Raw genomic sequence first — 15,633 nt, forward strand, 5'->3', positions numbered from 1 at the left:
GTGCCTGCGCGCGGGCAATCCGGCGGATGGCGGGCGAGGCGGCCTCAGCGTGGCGGCTCCCTGGCAGGCTCGCCGCCTTGTGCCAGCGGTGCGCGCGTCGACAGGGCCTGCGCCAGGTCGACCAGCTTGATGAATTCGCCGCGGTAGCCAAAGCGGTCGGTGCCGCGCGCGCCGAGCGCCAGGGTGCGCGCGTCGGCGTAGGTCCAGCCGTTGACATGATTGCCGCCACGCAGTACCTGGCCGAAGCCGGCTACCGCCGCGGCGAAGCGCATGGCGTCGTCGGCCTGCGCCAGCGGCCGCACCGCGCTGTCCTGCACGGCCAGGTCGATCAGCTCGCTGGCTTGCGCCTGCGGCAGCTTGTAGCGCAGCTTGATGTGGGCCAACTCGCCAGCGGTGCCCTTGCCCGGCTGGGCGGCGGGGCTGGCCGGCTGGTAGCGCAGCGGGTCGATCAGGCCGGGCTGGCCCGCCAGCGTCAGCTCATAAAGGGCTGTCACGGTGTGGCCGGCGCCGATGTCGCCAGCGTCGACCTGGTCGTTGTTGAAATCCTCGCGCTTGAGCGCGCGGTTTTCATAGCCGATCAGGCGGTATTCCTTGACCGTGGCAGGGTTGAACTCGACCTGGATCTTGACGTCGCGCGCCACCGTCGCCAGCGTAGAGCTGAACTCTTCGGCCAGCACCTTCTGGCCTTCCATCAGGTTGTCGATGTACGAGTAGGCGCCATCGCCCGCGTCGGCCAGTTGCTCCATCAACTGGTCGTTGTAGTTGCCGGTGCCAAAGCCCAGCGTGGACAGCGAAACGCCGGACTTGCGCTTCTCCGCGACCAGGGCCTTGAGCTGGCGGAAGTCGGTGATGCCCACGTTGAAGTCGCCATCGGTGGCTAGCAGCACGCGGTTGATGCCGCCCGCGATAAAGCTCTGCTGCGCAGCCTGGTAGGCCAGCGCGATGCCGCTCGCGCCGGCGGTCGAGCCGCCCGCTACCAGCGAATCGATGGCCGACGAGATGGTTGCCTTGTCGCTGCCCGACGTCGGCGGCAGCACCACGCGCGTGCCGCTGGCGTAGGTCACCAGCGTGATGCGGTCCTGCGCGCGCAGCGCGTTGGTCAGCAGCTTGAGCGAGGACTTCAGCAGCGGCAGCTTGTCGGGCGAATACATCGATCCCGACACATCGACCAGGAAGACCAGGTTGGCTGGCGGCAGGCTGTCGCGTGCCGCGTCGGCCGCCTTGATGCCGATGCGCAGCAGCACGTTGCGCGCTTGCCATGGCGCGGGCGCGGCGTCAGCGTGTACGGCAAAGGGGCGGCCGTCGCGCGGCTGCGCGTAGTCGTAGGGGAAGTAGTTGATCATTTCCTCCACGCGCACCGCGTCGGCCGGTGGCAGCCGGCCGGCATTGAGCAGGCGGCGCACATTGCTGTAGCTGCCAGTGTCGACGTCGATGCTGAAGGTGGAGACAGGCGCTTGCGCTACCTGCTGCACGCCGTTCTCGTCGATGGCGCCATAGCGCTCGCGGTCTGGCCCGGGTTGCGGCTGCGGGTAGGGCACGGGCCGTGCCATCAGGGTCATGGGCGCCGCAGGCATGGCGCGCATGGCAGGCGCGTATGCATTGGCCACGGCGCCGGCGACCGGCTCCTTGGCGGCAGACGCGGTGTCGCGGGTTTCTGCCATGGGCACGGTGGGCACGGACTGCACGGACTGCACGGGAGCGGCCGTGGCAACCGGGGGAGGTGCCGCCGGCTGCGTGGCCGGTGCCGCGTTGTCGGCGCGCGCGGGCAAATCCGGCGGGGTGGAGGCAGTGGTGGAATGACCACCGCAAGCGGCCACCGCAAAGGTAATGGCCAAGGCTCCCAAGCGCTTAAGCATGTTCTTTTCTCCTGAAGGGCCGCGCCGGCGATGCCGGCGGCAGGGCGCTGTCAGTGAAACGAGGCAGCCTGGCGCAAGGGGTTAAGCGCGATCAAAAAAAGTCAGAACTCGCCGAGACCCGGCGCGGGTCAGTCGAGCCGGATGTCGGCCTGCTTCACCACGGTTGCCCAGCGCGCACGCTCGGCGATGAAGAACTTGTTTGTCTCCGGCGGCGTCATGGTCACCACTTCCGCACCCTGGCCGGCGAGCTGCGCGCGCACGTCCGGCAAGCGGATGATGCGGATCAGTTCGCTGCTGATGCGTGCCACCAGCGCATCGGGCATGCCCGCCGGCGCCATCACGCCTTGCCAGGTGCCCGACTCGAAGCCTGGCACCCCTTGCTCGGCAATGGTCGGCACTTGCCCCACCAGCGGCATGCGGGTCTTCTTGGACACCGCGATCACCTTCAGCTTGCCGGCCTGCACCTGGGGCAGCGTCGCCAGCATGCCGTTCATCAGCACCTGGGCGGTGCCGCCCACGGTATCGGCCACCGCCTGCGCACCGCCTTTGTAAGGCACGTATTGCCACTTCGCGCCGGTAGCCTGCGCCACCGCCACGCCCGCCAGGTGCGGCGCGCTGCCGATGGCGGTCACGGCAAAGTTGAGCTGGGTGCGCTTGGACAGGTCCACCAGTTCCTTGAGGTTGCTGACCTGCACCGAAGGATGGACCACCAGCAAATGCGGCGAGTACGCCAGCATGGAAACGCCCTTCAGGTCCTTGCCCGGATCGAACGTGAGTTTGGTGTAGACCGACGGGCTGATGGCCAGCGCGCCGACATCGCACAGCAGCAACGTGTGATTGTCGGTGCCGGCCTGCGCGACCATGGCGGCGCCGATATTGCCGTTGGCGCCCGGGCGGTTATCCACCACGATGGGTTGGCCGAGGGCCTCGCCGAGCTGGCGGCTGATCAGGCGGGCAATGATGTCGGAGGAGCCGCCGGCGGGATAGGGCACAACCAGCCGGATCGGGCGGGTAGGCCAGTCGGCGGCTTTCGCCGGGGACGACAGCAGCGTGCCGGCCGCGCCGAGGCTGCCCAGCGTGGCGGTTGCGCCCAGGGTCGAGAGTTGGGTCAGGAAGGTGCGGCGGCTGCTTGGCATGGACGTTGTCTCCGGCTTTGTTTTCTTTGTAAGTGTTGTATGTTGTCGTATGTGTTGGATCATAGCCGGAAGTCCTGGGCGGGTCCAGGGCATTTTCTGGCAGGATTTCAGGGTGACGGATGGCGAACCTGGCGAGAATCGCAGTGAAGTTGTTGCCGAAAACAGGCCTACACATCATCTGATACGATAACTTGCCCCATAAAAAAACCTCTTCCCCGCGCTGGGGGAAGAGGTTTTCCGATGATCCCGGCGAAGCGCCAGATTGCCAGATTGTTATTGCTTTGCCTTCTTTGCGTACTCCCAGCCCATTTCCGCCATCGGCCGGGCACGCTTTCCTGCATCCGCGGCCTGCGCGGAGGAAGCCGTCCCGTCCACCACGCGCTTCATGATCCCCTGCAGGATGCCGGCAATCCGGAACATGCTGAACGCCAGGTAGAAATTCCAGTCGCCGGTGATCGGCCGGCCGGTGCGTTGCTCGTAGGTGCGGCGGTAAGTGGCCTCGTCAGGGATGCCAAGCCCGGCATGGTCCAGGCCGGCGATGCCGCGGAACTGTCCCGGAGCGATATGCCAGCTCATGCAGTGGTAGCCGAAGTCGGCCATCGGGTGCCCCAGCGTGGACAGTTCCCAGTCGAGCACGGCCAGCACGCGCGGCTCGGTGGGGTGGAACATGAGGTTATCCAGCCGGTAGTCGCCATGCACGATGGACGTGAGATCGGCGTCTTCCTGCGGGATATGCTCGGGCAGCCAGGCCATCAGCGAGTCCATGGCCGGGATGCTCTCGGTCTCGGACAGCTTGTACTGCTTGGTCCAGCGCTCGATCTGGCGCGAGAAGTAGTTGCCAGGCTTGCCGTAGTCGCCCAGGCCGATGGCCTTGTAGTCGACGGTGTGCAGCGCGGAGATGACGCGGTTCATCTCGTCGTAGATGGCGGCGCGTTCGGCCGGCGTCATGTCGGGCAGCGACTGGTCCCACAGCACGCGGCCGGCAACGAATTCCATGATGTAGAAGGCGCGGCCGATCACGGCTTCGTCTTCGCACAGCGCGTACATCCTGGCCACCGGCACATCGGTGCCGGCCAGCGCGGCCATCACGCGGTATTCGCGCTCGATGGCGTGGGCCGAAGGCAGCAGCTTGGACTTGGGGCCCGGCTTGGCGCGCATCACGTAGGTCTGGCTAGGTGTGATCAGCTTGAAGGTGGGGTTGGACTGGCCGCCCTTGAACTGCTCGATGGAGAGCGGGCCGGCAAAGCCGGCAACATGCTCGCGCATCCAGGCTTCCAGCGCGGCCAGGTCAAAGCGTTGCTGCTCGGCTACCTCGCGGGTGCCTTCGAAATTCGAAACGTTGGTGCTCATGCTGTCTCCGTGTTTTCGGTATGTTCCGGGTTTTCCGAGATTCGATTACGTCTGTCTTGTCCGTCTTGTCCGTCTTGTCTGTTTTATCTTTGTCTCTGTGCGGCGTGGCTAGCTGGCCGGCCCGCGCAGGTCGCGAAAGCGCAGGTATTGATGCAGCAACACTTCCATGGTGGTGTGGCGCGAACCGCTGTGCACGGGCGTGGGCGGCGAGTAATTCATCATGCGCACCACCCAGTCCAGCGGATCGTCGCCCACGTCGAGCACATTGATGCAGCCGGCGGTTTGCATCAGGCTGCCGTAGAACACGCGGCGCCCGCAGGTGATGGCGTGGGAGAGGATGGCGCGGTTAGTGCCGCCATGCAGGACCAGCAGGGCGGTGTCCCAGTTCGGGTCGTCGCGCAGGCGGCGCAGCGCGGGCAGCACGCGGTCGAGGAATTCGCCCACGCTTTCGCCATCGAGGAAGCGCTTGTCTTCGGGCACTTCGCCTTCAAAGGCACCGATAAAGGCGTCGCGCAGCTTGTCGTCGCTGATGCCTTGCAGCTTGCCACCGCGGATTTCCTGCAGCTCGGGCCAGGTTTCCATCGCGGCATCGGCCATGCCGGGCAACTCCGCCAGCACGCGCTCGGCGGTTTCCACCGTGCGCGGCAGCCCGCTGACGATGATGCGGTCGAAGCGGATGTTCTCGGCGGCAAAGGCACGGCCAGCCGCGCTGGCCTGTTCGCGCCCGGTCTCGTTGAGCGGCACCAGTTCGGGCAGCGCAGGGCGCCCGGTCTCGTCGAAGTAGGTCACCGCGCCATGGCGCATCAGGTAGACGCGGCGGCGGGGCGAGGGCGGCAATTCCATGCAAGTCTCCGGTGCTTTTGCTGCTGTGCCCGTCTGCGCGGGCATCGTTGGCGTGGCATTGCGAGGCCGGATACGCGCATTGGCGAACCCGGCGGCCAGGGCGGTTCAGCGGTAGTTCGGCTTGCGCTTTTCCAGGAAGGCGCCGATGCCTTCGCCGCCATCCTTGTGATGCAGCGCGGCCACGAAGTTGTCGCGTTCTTCCGCCAGGTGCTCGGTCAGGCTGGCGGTGGCGGCGTGGTTGATCAGGCCCTTGATGCGGCCCATGGCGTGCGGCGAGCGCGTGGCCAGCGATTCGCCCAGGCGCAGCGCTTCGGTCAGCGCCTGGCCGGGCGGCACCACGCGGTTGACCAGCCCGAAATGGGCCAGGCGCGCGGCATCCACGGGCTTGCCTTCCATGATCAGTTCGGAGGCGAGCTGCCGGGGCAGGGCGCGGGCCAGCTCGTACGAGCCGCCGCCGTCAGGCGTCAGGCCAACGTTGACGTAGGCCATCACGAACTTGGCGTCGCTGGCGGCCACCACGAAATCGCAGGCGAGCACCAGCGAGAAGCCGGCGCCCGCGGCGGGGCCTTCCACGGCGGCGATGATCGGCTTGGGGAAGGCGTGCAGCGTTTCGATCCAGTGGTTCAGGACTTCGATGCTCTCGGCTTGCACCTCGCGCGGCTTGGCGCGGTTGCCGAGCAGGCGGTTGAGGTTGCCGCCGGCGCAGAACACGCCATCGGCGCCGGTGATCACCACCGCGCGGATTTCGTCGTCGCGCGAGGCCAGCTCAAGCGCTTCCTGCGAGGCCGCGTAGATGTCCGGATGCAGCGCGTTGCGTGCCTCGGGGTTCGAGATGGTCAGCACCAGGGTGGTGTCGACGCGTTCGGATAACAGCTGTGCGGTCATGGCGGCCTGTGCGGATGCGCGAATGCAATGATGCAACGCGGTGTCGGATACGAAACGACCGCAGGCCAAAAACAAGCCTGCGGTCGCGGTTCTTACTGCTCTTCGGCCAGCAGCGACAGGCCGAGGCCGGCGCGGCGCCACAGCCACGGGCTGGGGCGGTAGCGCATGTCGCCGGTCAGGCGTTCCAGGTTGCGCAGCACGGTCAGCACCAGGTGCGGGCCGATCACGTCGCCCAGCGCTAGCGGGCCCTTGGGGTAGCCCAGGCCGAGGTTGACGGCGAGGTCGATGTCCACCGGCGTGGCAATGCGTTGTTGCGCGATGTCGCTGGCGATGTTCACGATGCAGCTGATGATGCGCTGGGCCACGAAGCCGGCCGAGTCGCGGATCACGGTCACAGGCACGCCGTCGCTGCCAAACACGCCGTGCGCGGCCTCGCGCATGGCGGCGGACGTGGCCGGCGTGGTCATCAGCGTGCGGCGCTTGGTGGCTTCGAACGGCAGCAGCGTGTCGATGGCAACCACGCGGGTGGGGTCCAGGCCCTCATGCAGGGCGCAGGTGGTGGCGTCCAGCCCGAGTGGCGTGACCACGATCAGGGCGTCGTCCGAGGGCCGGTTGCCGGCTTCGGGCGTGATGCCCAGCGAGAGCAGCAGCTTGACGGCCATGCCGTGGCCGCGTTCGTCGTTAAGGCTGACCCAGACGCTGGCCGGGCGCGCGGTGGGCACGGCGGCGGTGGCGGGCAGCTGCTTCTGGCCGTCGACATAGCGGTAGAAGCCGGCGCCGGCCTTGCGGCCGATCAGGCCGCCCACCGAGCGGATCGCCGTGATGGGCGACGGCCGGTAGCGCGGTTCCTGGTAGAACTGGTTGTAGATGGATTCCATCACCGGGTGCGACACGTCCAGCCCGGTCAGGTCCATCAGCTCGAAGGGGCCCATGCGAAAGCCAGCCTGCTCGCGCATGATGGCGTCGATGTCGGCGAACCCGGCCACGCCTTCCTGCGCCACCTTCAGGCCTTCGATGTTCATGCCGCGCCCGGCATGGTTGACGATAAAGCCGGGCATGTCCTTGCAGCGCACCGGGGTATGGCCCAGGCGGCGCGACAGCGCCATCAGCGCGTCACCCACGGCGGGGTCGCCGGACAGGCCGTCGATCACCTCGACCACCTTCATCAGCGGCACCGGATTGAAGAAGTGGTAGCCGGCGATGCGGCCAGGTTGCTTGGCGCCCACCGCGATCGCGGTGATCGACAGCGACGACGTGTTGGAGGCAATCACGGCATCCGCACGCAGGATGGCTTCGAGCTTGGCCACCAGGTCACGCTTGACTTCGAGCTTCTCGACGATGGCCTCGAGCACCATGTCGCAGCCGGCCAGGTCTTCCAGCGCATTGCAGGGCAGTACGCGGGCCAGCGCGGCGGCGCCGTCCTCGGCGCTCATCTTGCCTTTTTCGGCCAGCTTGGCGAACGTATCCTGCAGGTATTGCCGGGCGGCGGCCACGGCTTGCGGGTTGGTGTCGTACAGGCTGACGGTCAGCCCGGCCTGCGCGGCGATCTGGGCAATGCCCCTGCCCATGGCACCGGTGCCGACGATGCCCAGCGAGTCAATGGTGAAAGTGCTCATAGTGCGTCCAGAAAAGTGTGGTTAAATTAGCACGATCGTACGTTTTTTGCATCATCCGCGACAGTGGGGCGATGCAGACGGCGTGCGCTGATCGGCCAACGCGGACCGCCAGAGTCTGTCATGGCACACAATGCCTGTTTGCCTGTGTGTGGGCAGGTTACCTTAGCCCCTGATTTCATCGCGATCCACCCGGTGGGTTGCCAATCACGCCATAACGAGGAGAGAGACGACATGCTGAAACTCTGTGGTTTTGCCGCCAGCAACTACTACAACAAGGTCAAGCTGGCCTTGCTGGAAAAGAACCTGCCGTTCGAGGAGGAGCTGGCCTGGATCGGCAAGACCGATCTCGAAGCCTCGCCCCTGGGCAAGGTGCCCTACATGATCACCGATCACGGCCCGCTATGCGAGTCCGAAGTACTGGACGCCTACATCGAGGCGACCTACCCGCAAACGCCGCTGCTGCCCGCCAGCCCCTACGAGGCGGCCAAGGTGCGTGAACTGGTGACCTTCCTGGAGCTGTACCTGGAGCTGACCGCGCGCGAGCTTTACGCTGAAGCGTTTTTCGGCGGCAAGGTCAGCGACGGCGTCAAGGAGCGCCAGAAAAAGCTGCTGGAGCGCTATATCCCCGCCTTCGCCAAGCTGGCGAAGTTCTCGCCCTACCTGGCGGGCGACACCTTTACGCTGGCGGACTGCGCCGCGGTGGTGCACTTTCCGCTGATCTCGTCTTGCACCAAGATCATCTACGGTACGGACATGCTGGCCGACCTGCCGGTCAAGGAGTACCTCAAGCGCATGTCGGAGCGCCCGACGGTGCAGAAGGTGAATGAGGATCGCAAGGCGAATACCGAGCTGATGCTGAGCGGCCGGAAGTAAGCGAAGGGTTTGCACAAAGCAAAGAAAAGCGCCCGCGGCATGCCGCGGGCGCTTTTTTCGCTGGCCAAAGCGGTGCCTACAGCGCCTTCAACCGCGCCAGCGCCAGCGCCAGCGTCTCTTCCTTCTTGGCAAAGCAGAAGCGCACCACACCGGACTCGCGTGGCTGGGAGTAGAAGGCCGAGACGGGGATCGCCGCCACGCCGATCTCGCGCGTGAGCCACATCGAGAAATCCGCCTCGCTCATGTCCGAGATAGCGGAGTAGTCCACGCACTGGAAGTAGGTGCCGTCCGACGGCAGCAGCTTGAAGCGCGTGCCGGCCAGCCCGGCGCGGAAGAAGTCACGCTTGGCCTGGTAGAAGGCCGCCAAGTCCAGGTAGGGCGCCGGGTCCGCCATGTAGTCGGCCAGGCCATGCTGCACCGGGGTGTTCACCGTGAACACATTGAACTGGTGCACCTTGCGGAACTCGGCCGAGAGCGCGGCCGGCGCGGCCACATAGCCCACTTTCCAGCCAGTCACGTGGTAGGTCTTGCCGAAGCTCGACACCACGAAACTGCGGCGTGCCAGCTCGGGGTGACGCGATACCGACTGGTGCGGCTGGCCGTCGAATACCATGTGCTCGTACACCTCGTCTGACAGCAGCAGGATGTCGGTGCCGGCCAGCAGTCCGGCCAGGCGATCCATGTCGCCGGCGCGCCAGATGGTGCCGGTGGGGTTGTGCGGCGTGTTGATCAGCAGCATCCGCGTACGCGGCGTGATAGCGGCGGCGAGGCGGTCAAAGGGGATGTGGAAGTGCGGCGCGTCAAGGGCCACCGACACGACCTTGCCACCGGCCATTTCGATCGCGGGGATGTAGCTGTCATAGCAGGGTTCCAGCACGATCACTTCATCGCCCGGATGCACTGCGCACAGGATGGTGGTCAGGATGCCCTGGGTGGCACCCGCGGTGACCGTGATCTCGCTGTCCCAGTCGTAGGCGTGGCCGTACAGCTTGCCGATCTTGCTGGCGATGGCCTGGCGCAGCTTGGGCACGCCCGCCATCGGCGGGTACTGGTTCAGGCCAGCGCGCATGGCGTGCGCGACGGCATCGACGATCTTCGGGTCGCAGTCGAAATCCGGGAAGCCCTGGCCGAGGTTGACGGCATTGCGCTCGGCGGCCAGCGCCGACATCACGGTAAAGATGGTGGTGCCGACCTTGGGCAGGCGCGAAGCCGGCGGCGTGAGGGGAGCAAGGGCGCCGGGCAGGGCGGAAAGGTTCGTGGGCATGGGAAGCTGCGTCAGGCTGGGCGGTCGGGATGGGCGGAAAACGATGCTGGCATTCTAGCGGGGATCGGCCGGCGCCTGTGCCGCGGCCTCCTCGCGCGCCGTCAGCCAGTTGGCGAAGGCCTGGGGCAGCAGGATATCCACGCCGCTCTGGCGGCGCAGGCGGCCTTTGAGCTTGAGCACGGCCTTGTCCTTGGAGACCAGGCAGGCGGCGTGGGCAAAGTGCGCCAGCTCGATGAACTTCTGGTCGTCGGTATCGCGGCAGCGCGGCAGCCGGGCCGCCGCGATGTCGGCTTCTTCCGGGATGGCGATGAGGGCGGTCAGCCGGTCGACCGTGGCCATGGCGGCGGGAATATCGACACCAAAATGGGCAAATTGCGGATAAGCCAGCACTCGGCGCAACTCCTCGCGGCAATCGGCGCGGATCACCGCGGCAATGGCGCCGGTGTCCAGCGCGGCCCGGATCGGTTCGACGTGCGGATCCGCAAAGACCAGCAGGTCGACCCAGATGTTGGAGTCGAGCACGACCCGCGGTGCGAGCGGGCCGGGGACGGGGTTGGCCTGTGGGGACGGCGGGGAATTGAGGGGTACTGCGGTAGAGTCGGGGTGCATTCGTTACAATCTGGCCTTTGTATTTGCCGCGATTTTGCCATGCTCATCGTCTTGTCCCCTGCCAAGTCGCTCGACTACGAGACGCCCCCGCGTCTGAAGACCCATACGCTGCCCCGTTTTATCGACCGTTCGGCGGTGTTGATCGAGCGTCTGCGCAAGCTCGCGCCGCAGGATATCGGGGCGCTGATGGACATCTCCGACAAGCTCGCGGTGCTCAACGCCACCCGCTACGGCGACTGGTCGCCGGAATTTACCGCGGCCAACAGCAAGCAGGCCGTGCTCGCCTTCAACGGCGACGTGTACGAGGGGTTCGACGCGTCCAGCCTGTCGGACGATGACCTTGGCTTCGCGCAGAAGCATGTGCGCATCCTGTCCGGCCTGTACGGCGTGCTGCGCCCGCTCGACTGGATGCAGCCCTACCGGCTGGAGATGGGCACGCGCCTGGACAACGTGGCGGGCAAGGATCTCTATGCGTTCTGGGGCGATGACGTCACGCAGTTGCTCAACGATGACTTCAAGGCACAGAAGGCAGAAGGCAGCCCGGCCCTGGTCAACCTGGCCTCCGAGGAATACTTCAAGGTGGTGCGTCCCAAGGTGCTTGGCGCCAGGATCATCACGCCGGTGTTCGAGGACTGGAAGGGCGGCCGCTACAAGATCATTTCCTTTCACGCCAAGCGGGCGCGCGGCTTCATGGCCCGCTACGCGGTGACGCATCGCATCACCGAGCCGGCCAAGCTCAAGCGTTTCGCCGAGCATGGCTACGCCTTTGATGCCGCGGCATCCGACGACGCCCGCTGGGTCTTCCGCCGCCGCCTGGAAGACTGACGCACGCCCCCGAACCCAGTGCCAGGGATGGCCCACAGGCATCCCGGCCCGAACCCTCCGAGACGCCACATCATGAGTTCAGCCCTGCATATCTCCGCCAGCTTCGATTCGGGCGCGATTGAAGTCGAATCGATTGCGCAGGCGAGCGACATCCGCCTGCGCATCCGGGCCGACTCGCATGCAGAGTTCCGCCAGTGGTTCCATTTCCGGCTGCAGGGCGCGGGTGGCCAGGCATGCCGCCTGCAGTTCCTCAATGCCGGCGACTGCACCTACCCCGACGGCTGGCGCGGCTACCAGGCCGTGGCCTCCTATGACCGCGCGCACTGGTTCCGCGTGCCGACCAGCTTCGATGGCAGCACCATGACGGTGGCCTTCACGCCCGAGCATGACAGCGTGTGGCTGGCCTACTTCGAGCCGTACTCCGAGGACCGCCACCTGTCCCTGCTGGCCACTTGCCAGCGTTCGCCGCTGGCGCGGCTGTCACACCTGGGCAGCACGGTGGACGGCCGCGACATGACCGCGGTCACGGTCGGCACGCCCGGCGACGGCAAGAAGGCCATCTGGATGATCGCGCGCCAGCATCCCGGCGAATCCATGGCGGAATGGTTCTGCGAGGGCGTGCTGCAGCGCCTGACGGGCACTGGCATGTGGGCCGGCGACCCGGTGGCGCGCCGCCTGCTGGAGCGCGCCGTGTTCCATATCGTGCCGAACATGAACCCCGACGGCTCGGTGCGTGGCAACCTGCGCACCAATGCGGCTGGCGCCAACCTCAACCGCGAATGGATGGCCCCCAGCGAGCAGACCAGCCCGGAGGTGTATCACGTGCGCCGTGCCATCGAGGCCACCGGCTGCGACATGTTCTTCGACATCCATGGCGACGAGGGCCTGCCCTATAACTTCGTCGCGGGCAGCGAGATGCTGCCCGGCTTTACCGAGGTGCAGAAGGCTGAGCAACTGCGTTTCATCGACGCGTTCAAGCGCGCCACGCCGGACTTCCAGGACGTGCACGGCTACGCCGCCAGCAAGTACAACCAGGACGCGCTCAAACTGGCCTCGAAGTACATCGGCCATACCTTTGGCTGCCTGTCGCTGACGCTGGAGATGCCGTTCAAGGACAATGCCGACCAGCCCGATCCGGCGGTGGGCTGGAATGGCGCGCGCAGCGCCCTGCTGGGCGCTGCGATGCTGCAGGCGGTGCTGGCGCAACTGGGCTGAGGATGTGACCAGGCACCTGGCCGCCGTCTGGACGGGTCAGGTGCAGGGCGGCCCCATGCGGGGCCGAAGCGCCTGGGCAGGCCTCAGTGCGGCTTCTTGGTGGTCGACTTGCTGGTGATGGCCTTGCTGGTCTTGGCGCTGCTGCTCTTGGCCGTCGATTTGCCGCTGCTCGACTTGGACGAGGAGGTCGACTTGGTGGCCTTGCCGGAGCCGGACTTGCTTGCCTTGCTGCCCTTGTGGCCCTTGCTGCTGGTGGCCTGGCGCGTATTGCTGCCGCCGCTGCTGCGCACCGCGGGCGCTGCCGCCGGCTCGCTGATGACGGTGCCGCTGCCATCGAGCAATTCATAGGCCAGCATCATGCCGTCGGCATAGCCGCAGCGCACCTTGACCGGTTCCCACTGGGCTTCGGCGCGGCGCTTGTGGGCGGTCGCGGAAAATGTCACCACCGAGCTGACCGGCACCGCTTGCTTGCCTTGCGAGAAGCGGCCGTCCCATGGCTCGACGGTAGCCTGGCCGGCGCCGAGCGCGCCGGTGGGGATCTTCAAGGCGTCGTAGGTGGCCGAGCGGGGCACGACCCAGCTGGCGTGCGCGGCGCAATCGGCCACATCCGCGCTGGCGTTCTCGGTCTGCATCAGTTGCTCGCGCATCTGCGCACGGTACTCGGCCAGGCTCACGCGGCCTTGCGCGGGCAGGGTCACGGTCTTGGTGGGCGGTGCGGGGGTGGCGGGCGGGGTCGGCGCGGGGCGGGTGGATGCGGAGTTGGCAGCGGCTGCCGGGGTGGCGATGCCGGGGGACATCACGGCGTCGCGATCATTGAGCGGGGTATCGGCGCAGCCCACCAGGGCGATCGCACCTGCCACTGCAGCAGCGAACGCACACAGCCGGCTGCTGAGGAGGTCAGAGATTCGTCGGATCACGGGATCGTCTTGCTTTGGAGCGTAAGGGGTTGGCAAAGGTCTGCCATGATAGAGGAAACCCATGCGGCAAAGTTCCGAAATCTCCCGACTTAAGGGTTCTACCCGAAGGGAATGCATGCGGGATGTGCAGCAGAGTGCAGCACAGGGCAGTGTTTTGCCCGGCTGCACGGGCCGCCCGGGGATGGCGGCGCGAGGCGTGATGCACGAGTGAGATACGTGTGAGGCAAGAGCGGGTGCCGGTGGGCCCGCCACGCAATGCGCGGCGGGCCTCACTGTGTTCAACGCCCTCAAATGCGAAAACGCTGAACCCGCTCAGATCGTCTTGACGAAGGCCTTGAGGCCGTCCAGCAGCGCGTTGAGGTCTGCCTTCAGCTTGCCGAAGCCCGCGTTGTGCACCAGGCCGACTTCGTCCATGTACAGCTTGCGGTTGATCTCAAGCTGCAGGCTGTGGCGCTTTTGCGCCGGCTGGCCCACCACGCGCACGATTTCCACGCCCTTGTAGGGGTGGTTGCGCCAGACGTCGTAGCCCATCTCCTTGAGCACGCCTTCCACGCGGTCCGTGAAGCGCGTGTCACAGGTGGTGCCGTCGCGGTCGCCCACCACGAAGTCCGGATGCTGCAGCCCGGGATGCTCGGTGGCGTACTGCGCCGCCTGACTGGGCATCGAGTGGCAGTTGATGTGCCAGGCGCTGCCGTGCGTGGCGATGGCCTGGTCGGCCAGCTTTTGCAGTTGCGCGTAGTAGGGCAGGTAGTACTGCGTAATGCGCGCCTGCACCTCGGCCACACTCAGCTTGCGGTCGTAGATGGCCTCGCCGGTATCCAGCACGCGCCACACCAGGCCCTTGCCAAGACGGGTCTTGGAGGTTTCCTGGCGCGGGCCGGGCCAGGGCGCGTCGAGCACGGCTTCGTCGATTTCCTCGATGCCGCGGTTGGCATCGAGGTAGCTGCGCGGGAAGCCCGCGCACAGCAGCGCAATGCCGCGTGCGGGAGCGTCGGCGTACAGCTCGTCGACGAAGGTGTCTTCGGCCTGGCGCAGCAGCGGCAGGGGCAAGCCGGCCGCCGGCCGGAAATCGGCCGGGTAGCTGGTAGCGCTATGCGGCGAATCGAGAAAGAGCGGGCTGCTCTCGCCTTGCGGCAGTTGCAGGAGGTAAGGGCTGAGCCCGGTCTTTCGGTCTGCTTCCGTCATGATGTGCGTCGTTTAATCCAGGGTGATCTTGGCTGCGGCGGCGATGCGCTTGTTCTTCGCCACTTCGGACTTGATCTGCGCGGCGAATTGCGCCGGTGTGTTGCCAACCGGCACCGCGCCCAGCTTCTCCAGCTTAGCCTTAACTTCGGGCAGCGCCAGCACCTTGACGGTGGCGTCGTGCAGCTTGGCTTGCACGTCGGCGGGCAGGTTGGCCGGTGCGATCAGGCCAAACCAGGCGGCGTCGTTGACTTCAGGCAGGCCGAGTTCGGCAAACGTCGGCACGTTGGGCAGGGCCGGCACGCGCTTGGGCGAGGCCACGGCCAGGGCGCGCAGCTTGCCGCCTTCGATGAACGGCAGCGAGGACGGCAGGTTGTCGAACAGCACCTGCACCTGGTTGGCCAGTGCATCGTTGAGCGCCGGGCCCACGCCCTTGTACGGCACGTGCAGCAGCTCGGTCTTGCTGCTCATCTTGAACAGCTCGCCCATCATGTGCGAGACGCTGCCGTTGCCGGCCGAGCCGTAGGCCATCTTGTTCGGCTGTGCCTTGGCCAGCGCGATGAAGGCCTTCATGTCGTTGGCCTTCACCGCCGGGTTGATGCTCATCACGTTGGGCACCGAAGCCAGGTTGGTGATGGTGGTGAAGTCCTTGGTGGCGTCGTACGACAGGCGCGGGTACACGGCCGGGTTGATGCCGTGCGTGGAAGCGGTGGCGATGCCCAGGGTGTAGCCGTCCGGCGCGGCCTTGGCCAGGTAACCGGTACCAATGCTGCCGCCGGCGCCGCCGCGGTTGTCCACCACCACGGTCTGGCCCAGTTGCTGGCCGAGCTTGTCGGCCACGATGCGCGCCACGATGTCGGTGGTGCCACCTGCCGGGAACGGCACAACCAGCGAGATCGGCTTGGTCGGGTACGTGCCCTGGGCAGCGGCCGACAGCGACAGGCCGGCGGCGGCGGCGCCAGTGGCGGCGGCAAGGAGGCGGAGCATGTTACGGCGTTGCATGGTTCGGTTCCTGAATGGAGGGAGGAGAGAAGGAGAGCGATGAAAGCGGTGAAAGCGGTG

Annotated in this window: 14 protein-coding genes; 3 read left to right on the forward strand and 11 right to left on the reverse strand. The window is 66.5% G+C overall.

The window, feature by feature from the left end; all coding sequences use genetic code 11:
- Positions 1–44 precede the first annotated feature (44 nt).
- The 6 genes from AC1DQR_RS10225 to AC1DQR_RS10250 all read right to left on the reverse strand — a co-directional run bounded on the left by AC1DQR_RS10225 (position 45) and on the right by AC1DQR_RS10250 (position 7,686).
- The gene (locus AC1DQR_RS10225; RefSeq protein ID WP_477132950.1) at positions 45–1,856 is read right to left on the reverse strand and encodes a vWA domain-containing protein; all 1,812 of its coding nucleotides are present in this window, start codon (positions 1,854–1,856) and stop codon (positions 45–47) included.
- 128 nt (positions 1,857–1,984) lie between these two features.
- Positions 1,985–2,992, reverse strand: a complete 1,008-nt coding sequence (locus AC1DQR_RS10230; RefSeq protein WP_416048030.1) for a Bug family tripartite tricarboxylate transporter substrate binding protein — start codon at positions 2,990–2,992, stop codon at positions 1,985–1,987.
- Positions 2,993–3,265: 273 nt separating this feature from the next.
- Positions 3,266–4,342 carry a phosphotransferase gene (locus tag AC1DQR_RS10235; protein ID WP_253932718.1) on the reverse strand — a complete coding sequence of 359 codons (1,077 nt, stop codon included), beginning with the start codon at positions 4,340–4,342 and terminating at the stop codon, positions 3,266–3,268.
- 108 nt (positions 4,343–4,450) lie between these two features.
- Complete coding sequence (locus AC1DQR_RS10240; RefSeq protein ID WP_416048032.1) at positions 4,451–5,185, reverse strand: histidine phosphatase family protein; 735 nt, start codon at positions 5,183–5,185, stop codon at positions 4,451–4,453.
- A gap of 105 nt (positions 5,186–5,290) precedes the next feature.
- Entirely contained in the window at positions 5,291–6,070 is a 780-nt protein-coding gene (locus AC1DQR_RS10245; RefSeq protein WP_174422879.1) for an oxepin-CoA hydrolase, alternative type, read from the reverse strand.
- A 92-nt stretch (positions 6,071–6,162) separates the two neighbouring features.
- On the reverse strand, positions 6,163–7,686 hold the full coding sequence (locus AC1DQR_RS10250; protein WP_416048033.1) for a 3-hydroxyacyl-CoA dehydrogenase: 1,524 nt from the start codon (positions 7,684–7,686) through the stop codon (positions 6,163–6,165).
- A 231-nt stretch (positions 7,687–7,917) separates the two neighbouring features.
- On the opposite strand from AC1DQR_RS10250, the gene AC1DQR_RS10255 reads away from it, so the two are divergent.
- Positions 7,918–8,559 carry a glutathione S-transferase gene (locus tag AC1DQR_RS10255; protein WP_416048034.1) on the forward strand — a complete coding sequence of 214 codons (642 nt, stop codon included), beginning with the start codon at positions 7,918–7,920 and terminating at the stop codon, positions 8,557–8,559.
- A gap of 76 nt (positions 8,560–8,635) precedes the next feature.
- On the opposite strand, the gene AC1DQR_RS10260 is transcribed toward AC1DQR_RS10255, so the two are convergent.
- Together AC1DQR_RS10260 and AC1DQR_RS10265 are read right to left on the reverse strand one after the other, a co-directional pair.
- Positions 8,636–9,823 (reverse strand): pyridoxal phosphate-dependent aminotransferase, encoded by a 1,188-nt coding sequence (locus tag AC1DQR_RS10260; protein ID WP_416048035.1) that lies wholly within the window; start codon positions 9,821–9,823, stop codon positions 8,636–8,638.
- Positions 9,824–9,877: 54 nt separating this feature from the next.
- Complete coding sequence (locus AC1DQR_RS10265; RefSeq protein WP_416048036.1) at positions 9,878–10,432, reverse strand: putative toxin-antitoxin system toxin component, PIN family; 555 nt, start codon at positions 10,430–10,432, stop codon at positions 9,878–9,880.
- A 39-nt stretch (positions 10,433–10,471) separates the two neighbouring features.
- Here AC1DQR_RS10265 and yaaA point away from each other — a divergent pair, with 39 nt between their 5' ends.
- Both yaaA and AC1DQR_RS10275 read left to right on the forward strand, forming a co-directional pair.
- The gene (gene yaaA / locus AC1DQR_RS10270) at positions 10,472–11,257 is read left to right on the forward strand and encodes a peroxide stress protein YaaA (protein ID WP_416048037.1); all 786 of its coding nucleotides are present in this window, start codon (positions 10,472–10,474) and stop codon (positions 11,255–11,257) included.
- A gap of 72 nt (positions 11,258–11,329) precedes the next feature.
- Positions 11,330–12,472, forward strand: coding sequence for a M14 family metallopeptidase (locus AC1DQR_RS10275; RefSeq protein ID WP_416048038.1), 1,143 nt, complete (start codon positions 11,330–11,332; stop codon positions 12,470–12,472).
- Positions 12,473–12,555: 83 nt separating this feature from the next.
- On the opposite strand, the gene AC1DQR_RS10280 is transcribed toward AC1DQR_RS10275, so the two are convergent.
- The 3 genes from AC1DQR_RS10280 to AC1DQR_RS10290 form a co-directional block, all read right to left on the reverse strand.
- Positions 12,556–13,389: a BspC domain-containing protein gene (locus AC1DQR_RS10280; protein ID WP_416048039.1), complete on the reverse strand. Its 834-nt coding sequence runs from the start codon at positions 13,387–13,389 to the stop codon at positions 12,556–12,558.
- 312 nt (positions 13,390–13,701) lie between these two features.
- A complete protein-coding gene (locus AC1DQR_RS10285) occupies positions 13,702–14,574 on the reverse strand; it encodes an N-formylglutamate amidohydrolase (protein WP_477132951.1) in 873 nt (290 codons plus the stop codon).
- A gap of 12 nt (positions 14,575–14,586) precedes the next feature.
- Complete coding sequence (locus AC1DQR_RS10290) at positions 14,587–15,573, reverse strand: tripartite tricarboxylate transporter substrate binding protein BugE (RefSeq protein ID WP_150983798.1); 987 nt, start codon at positions 15,571–15,573, stop codon at positions 14,587–14,589.
- Between the last annotated feature and the right edge of the window lie 60 nt (positions 15,574–15,633).

The sequence above is a fragment of the Cupriavidus sp. 05L411 genome (assembly GCF_056398045.1).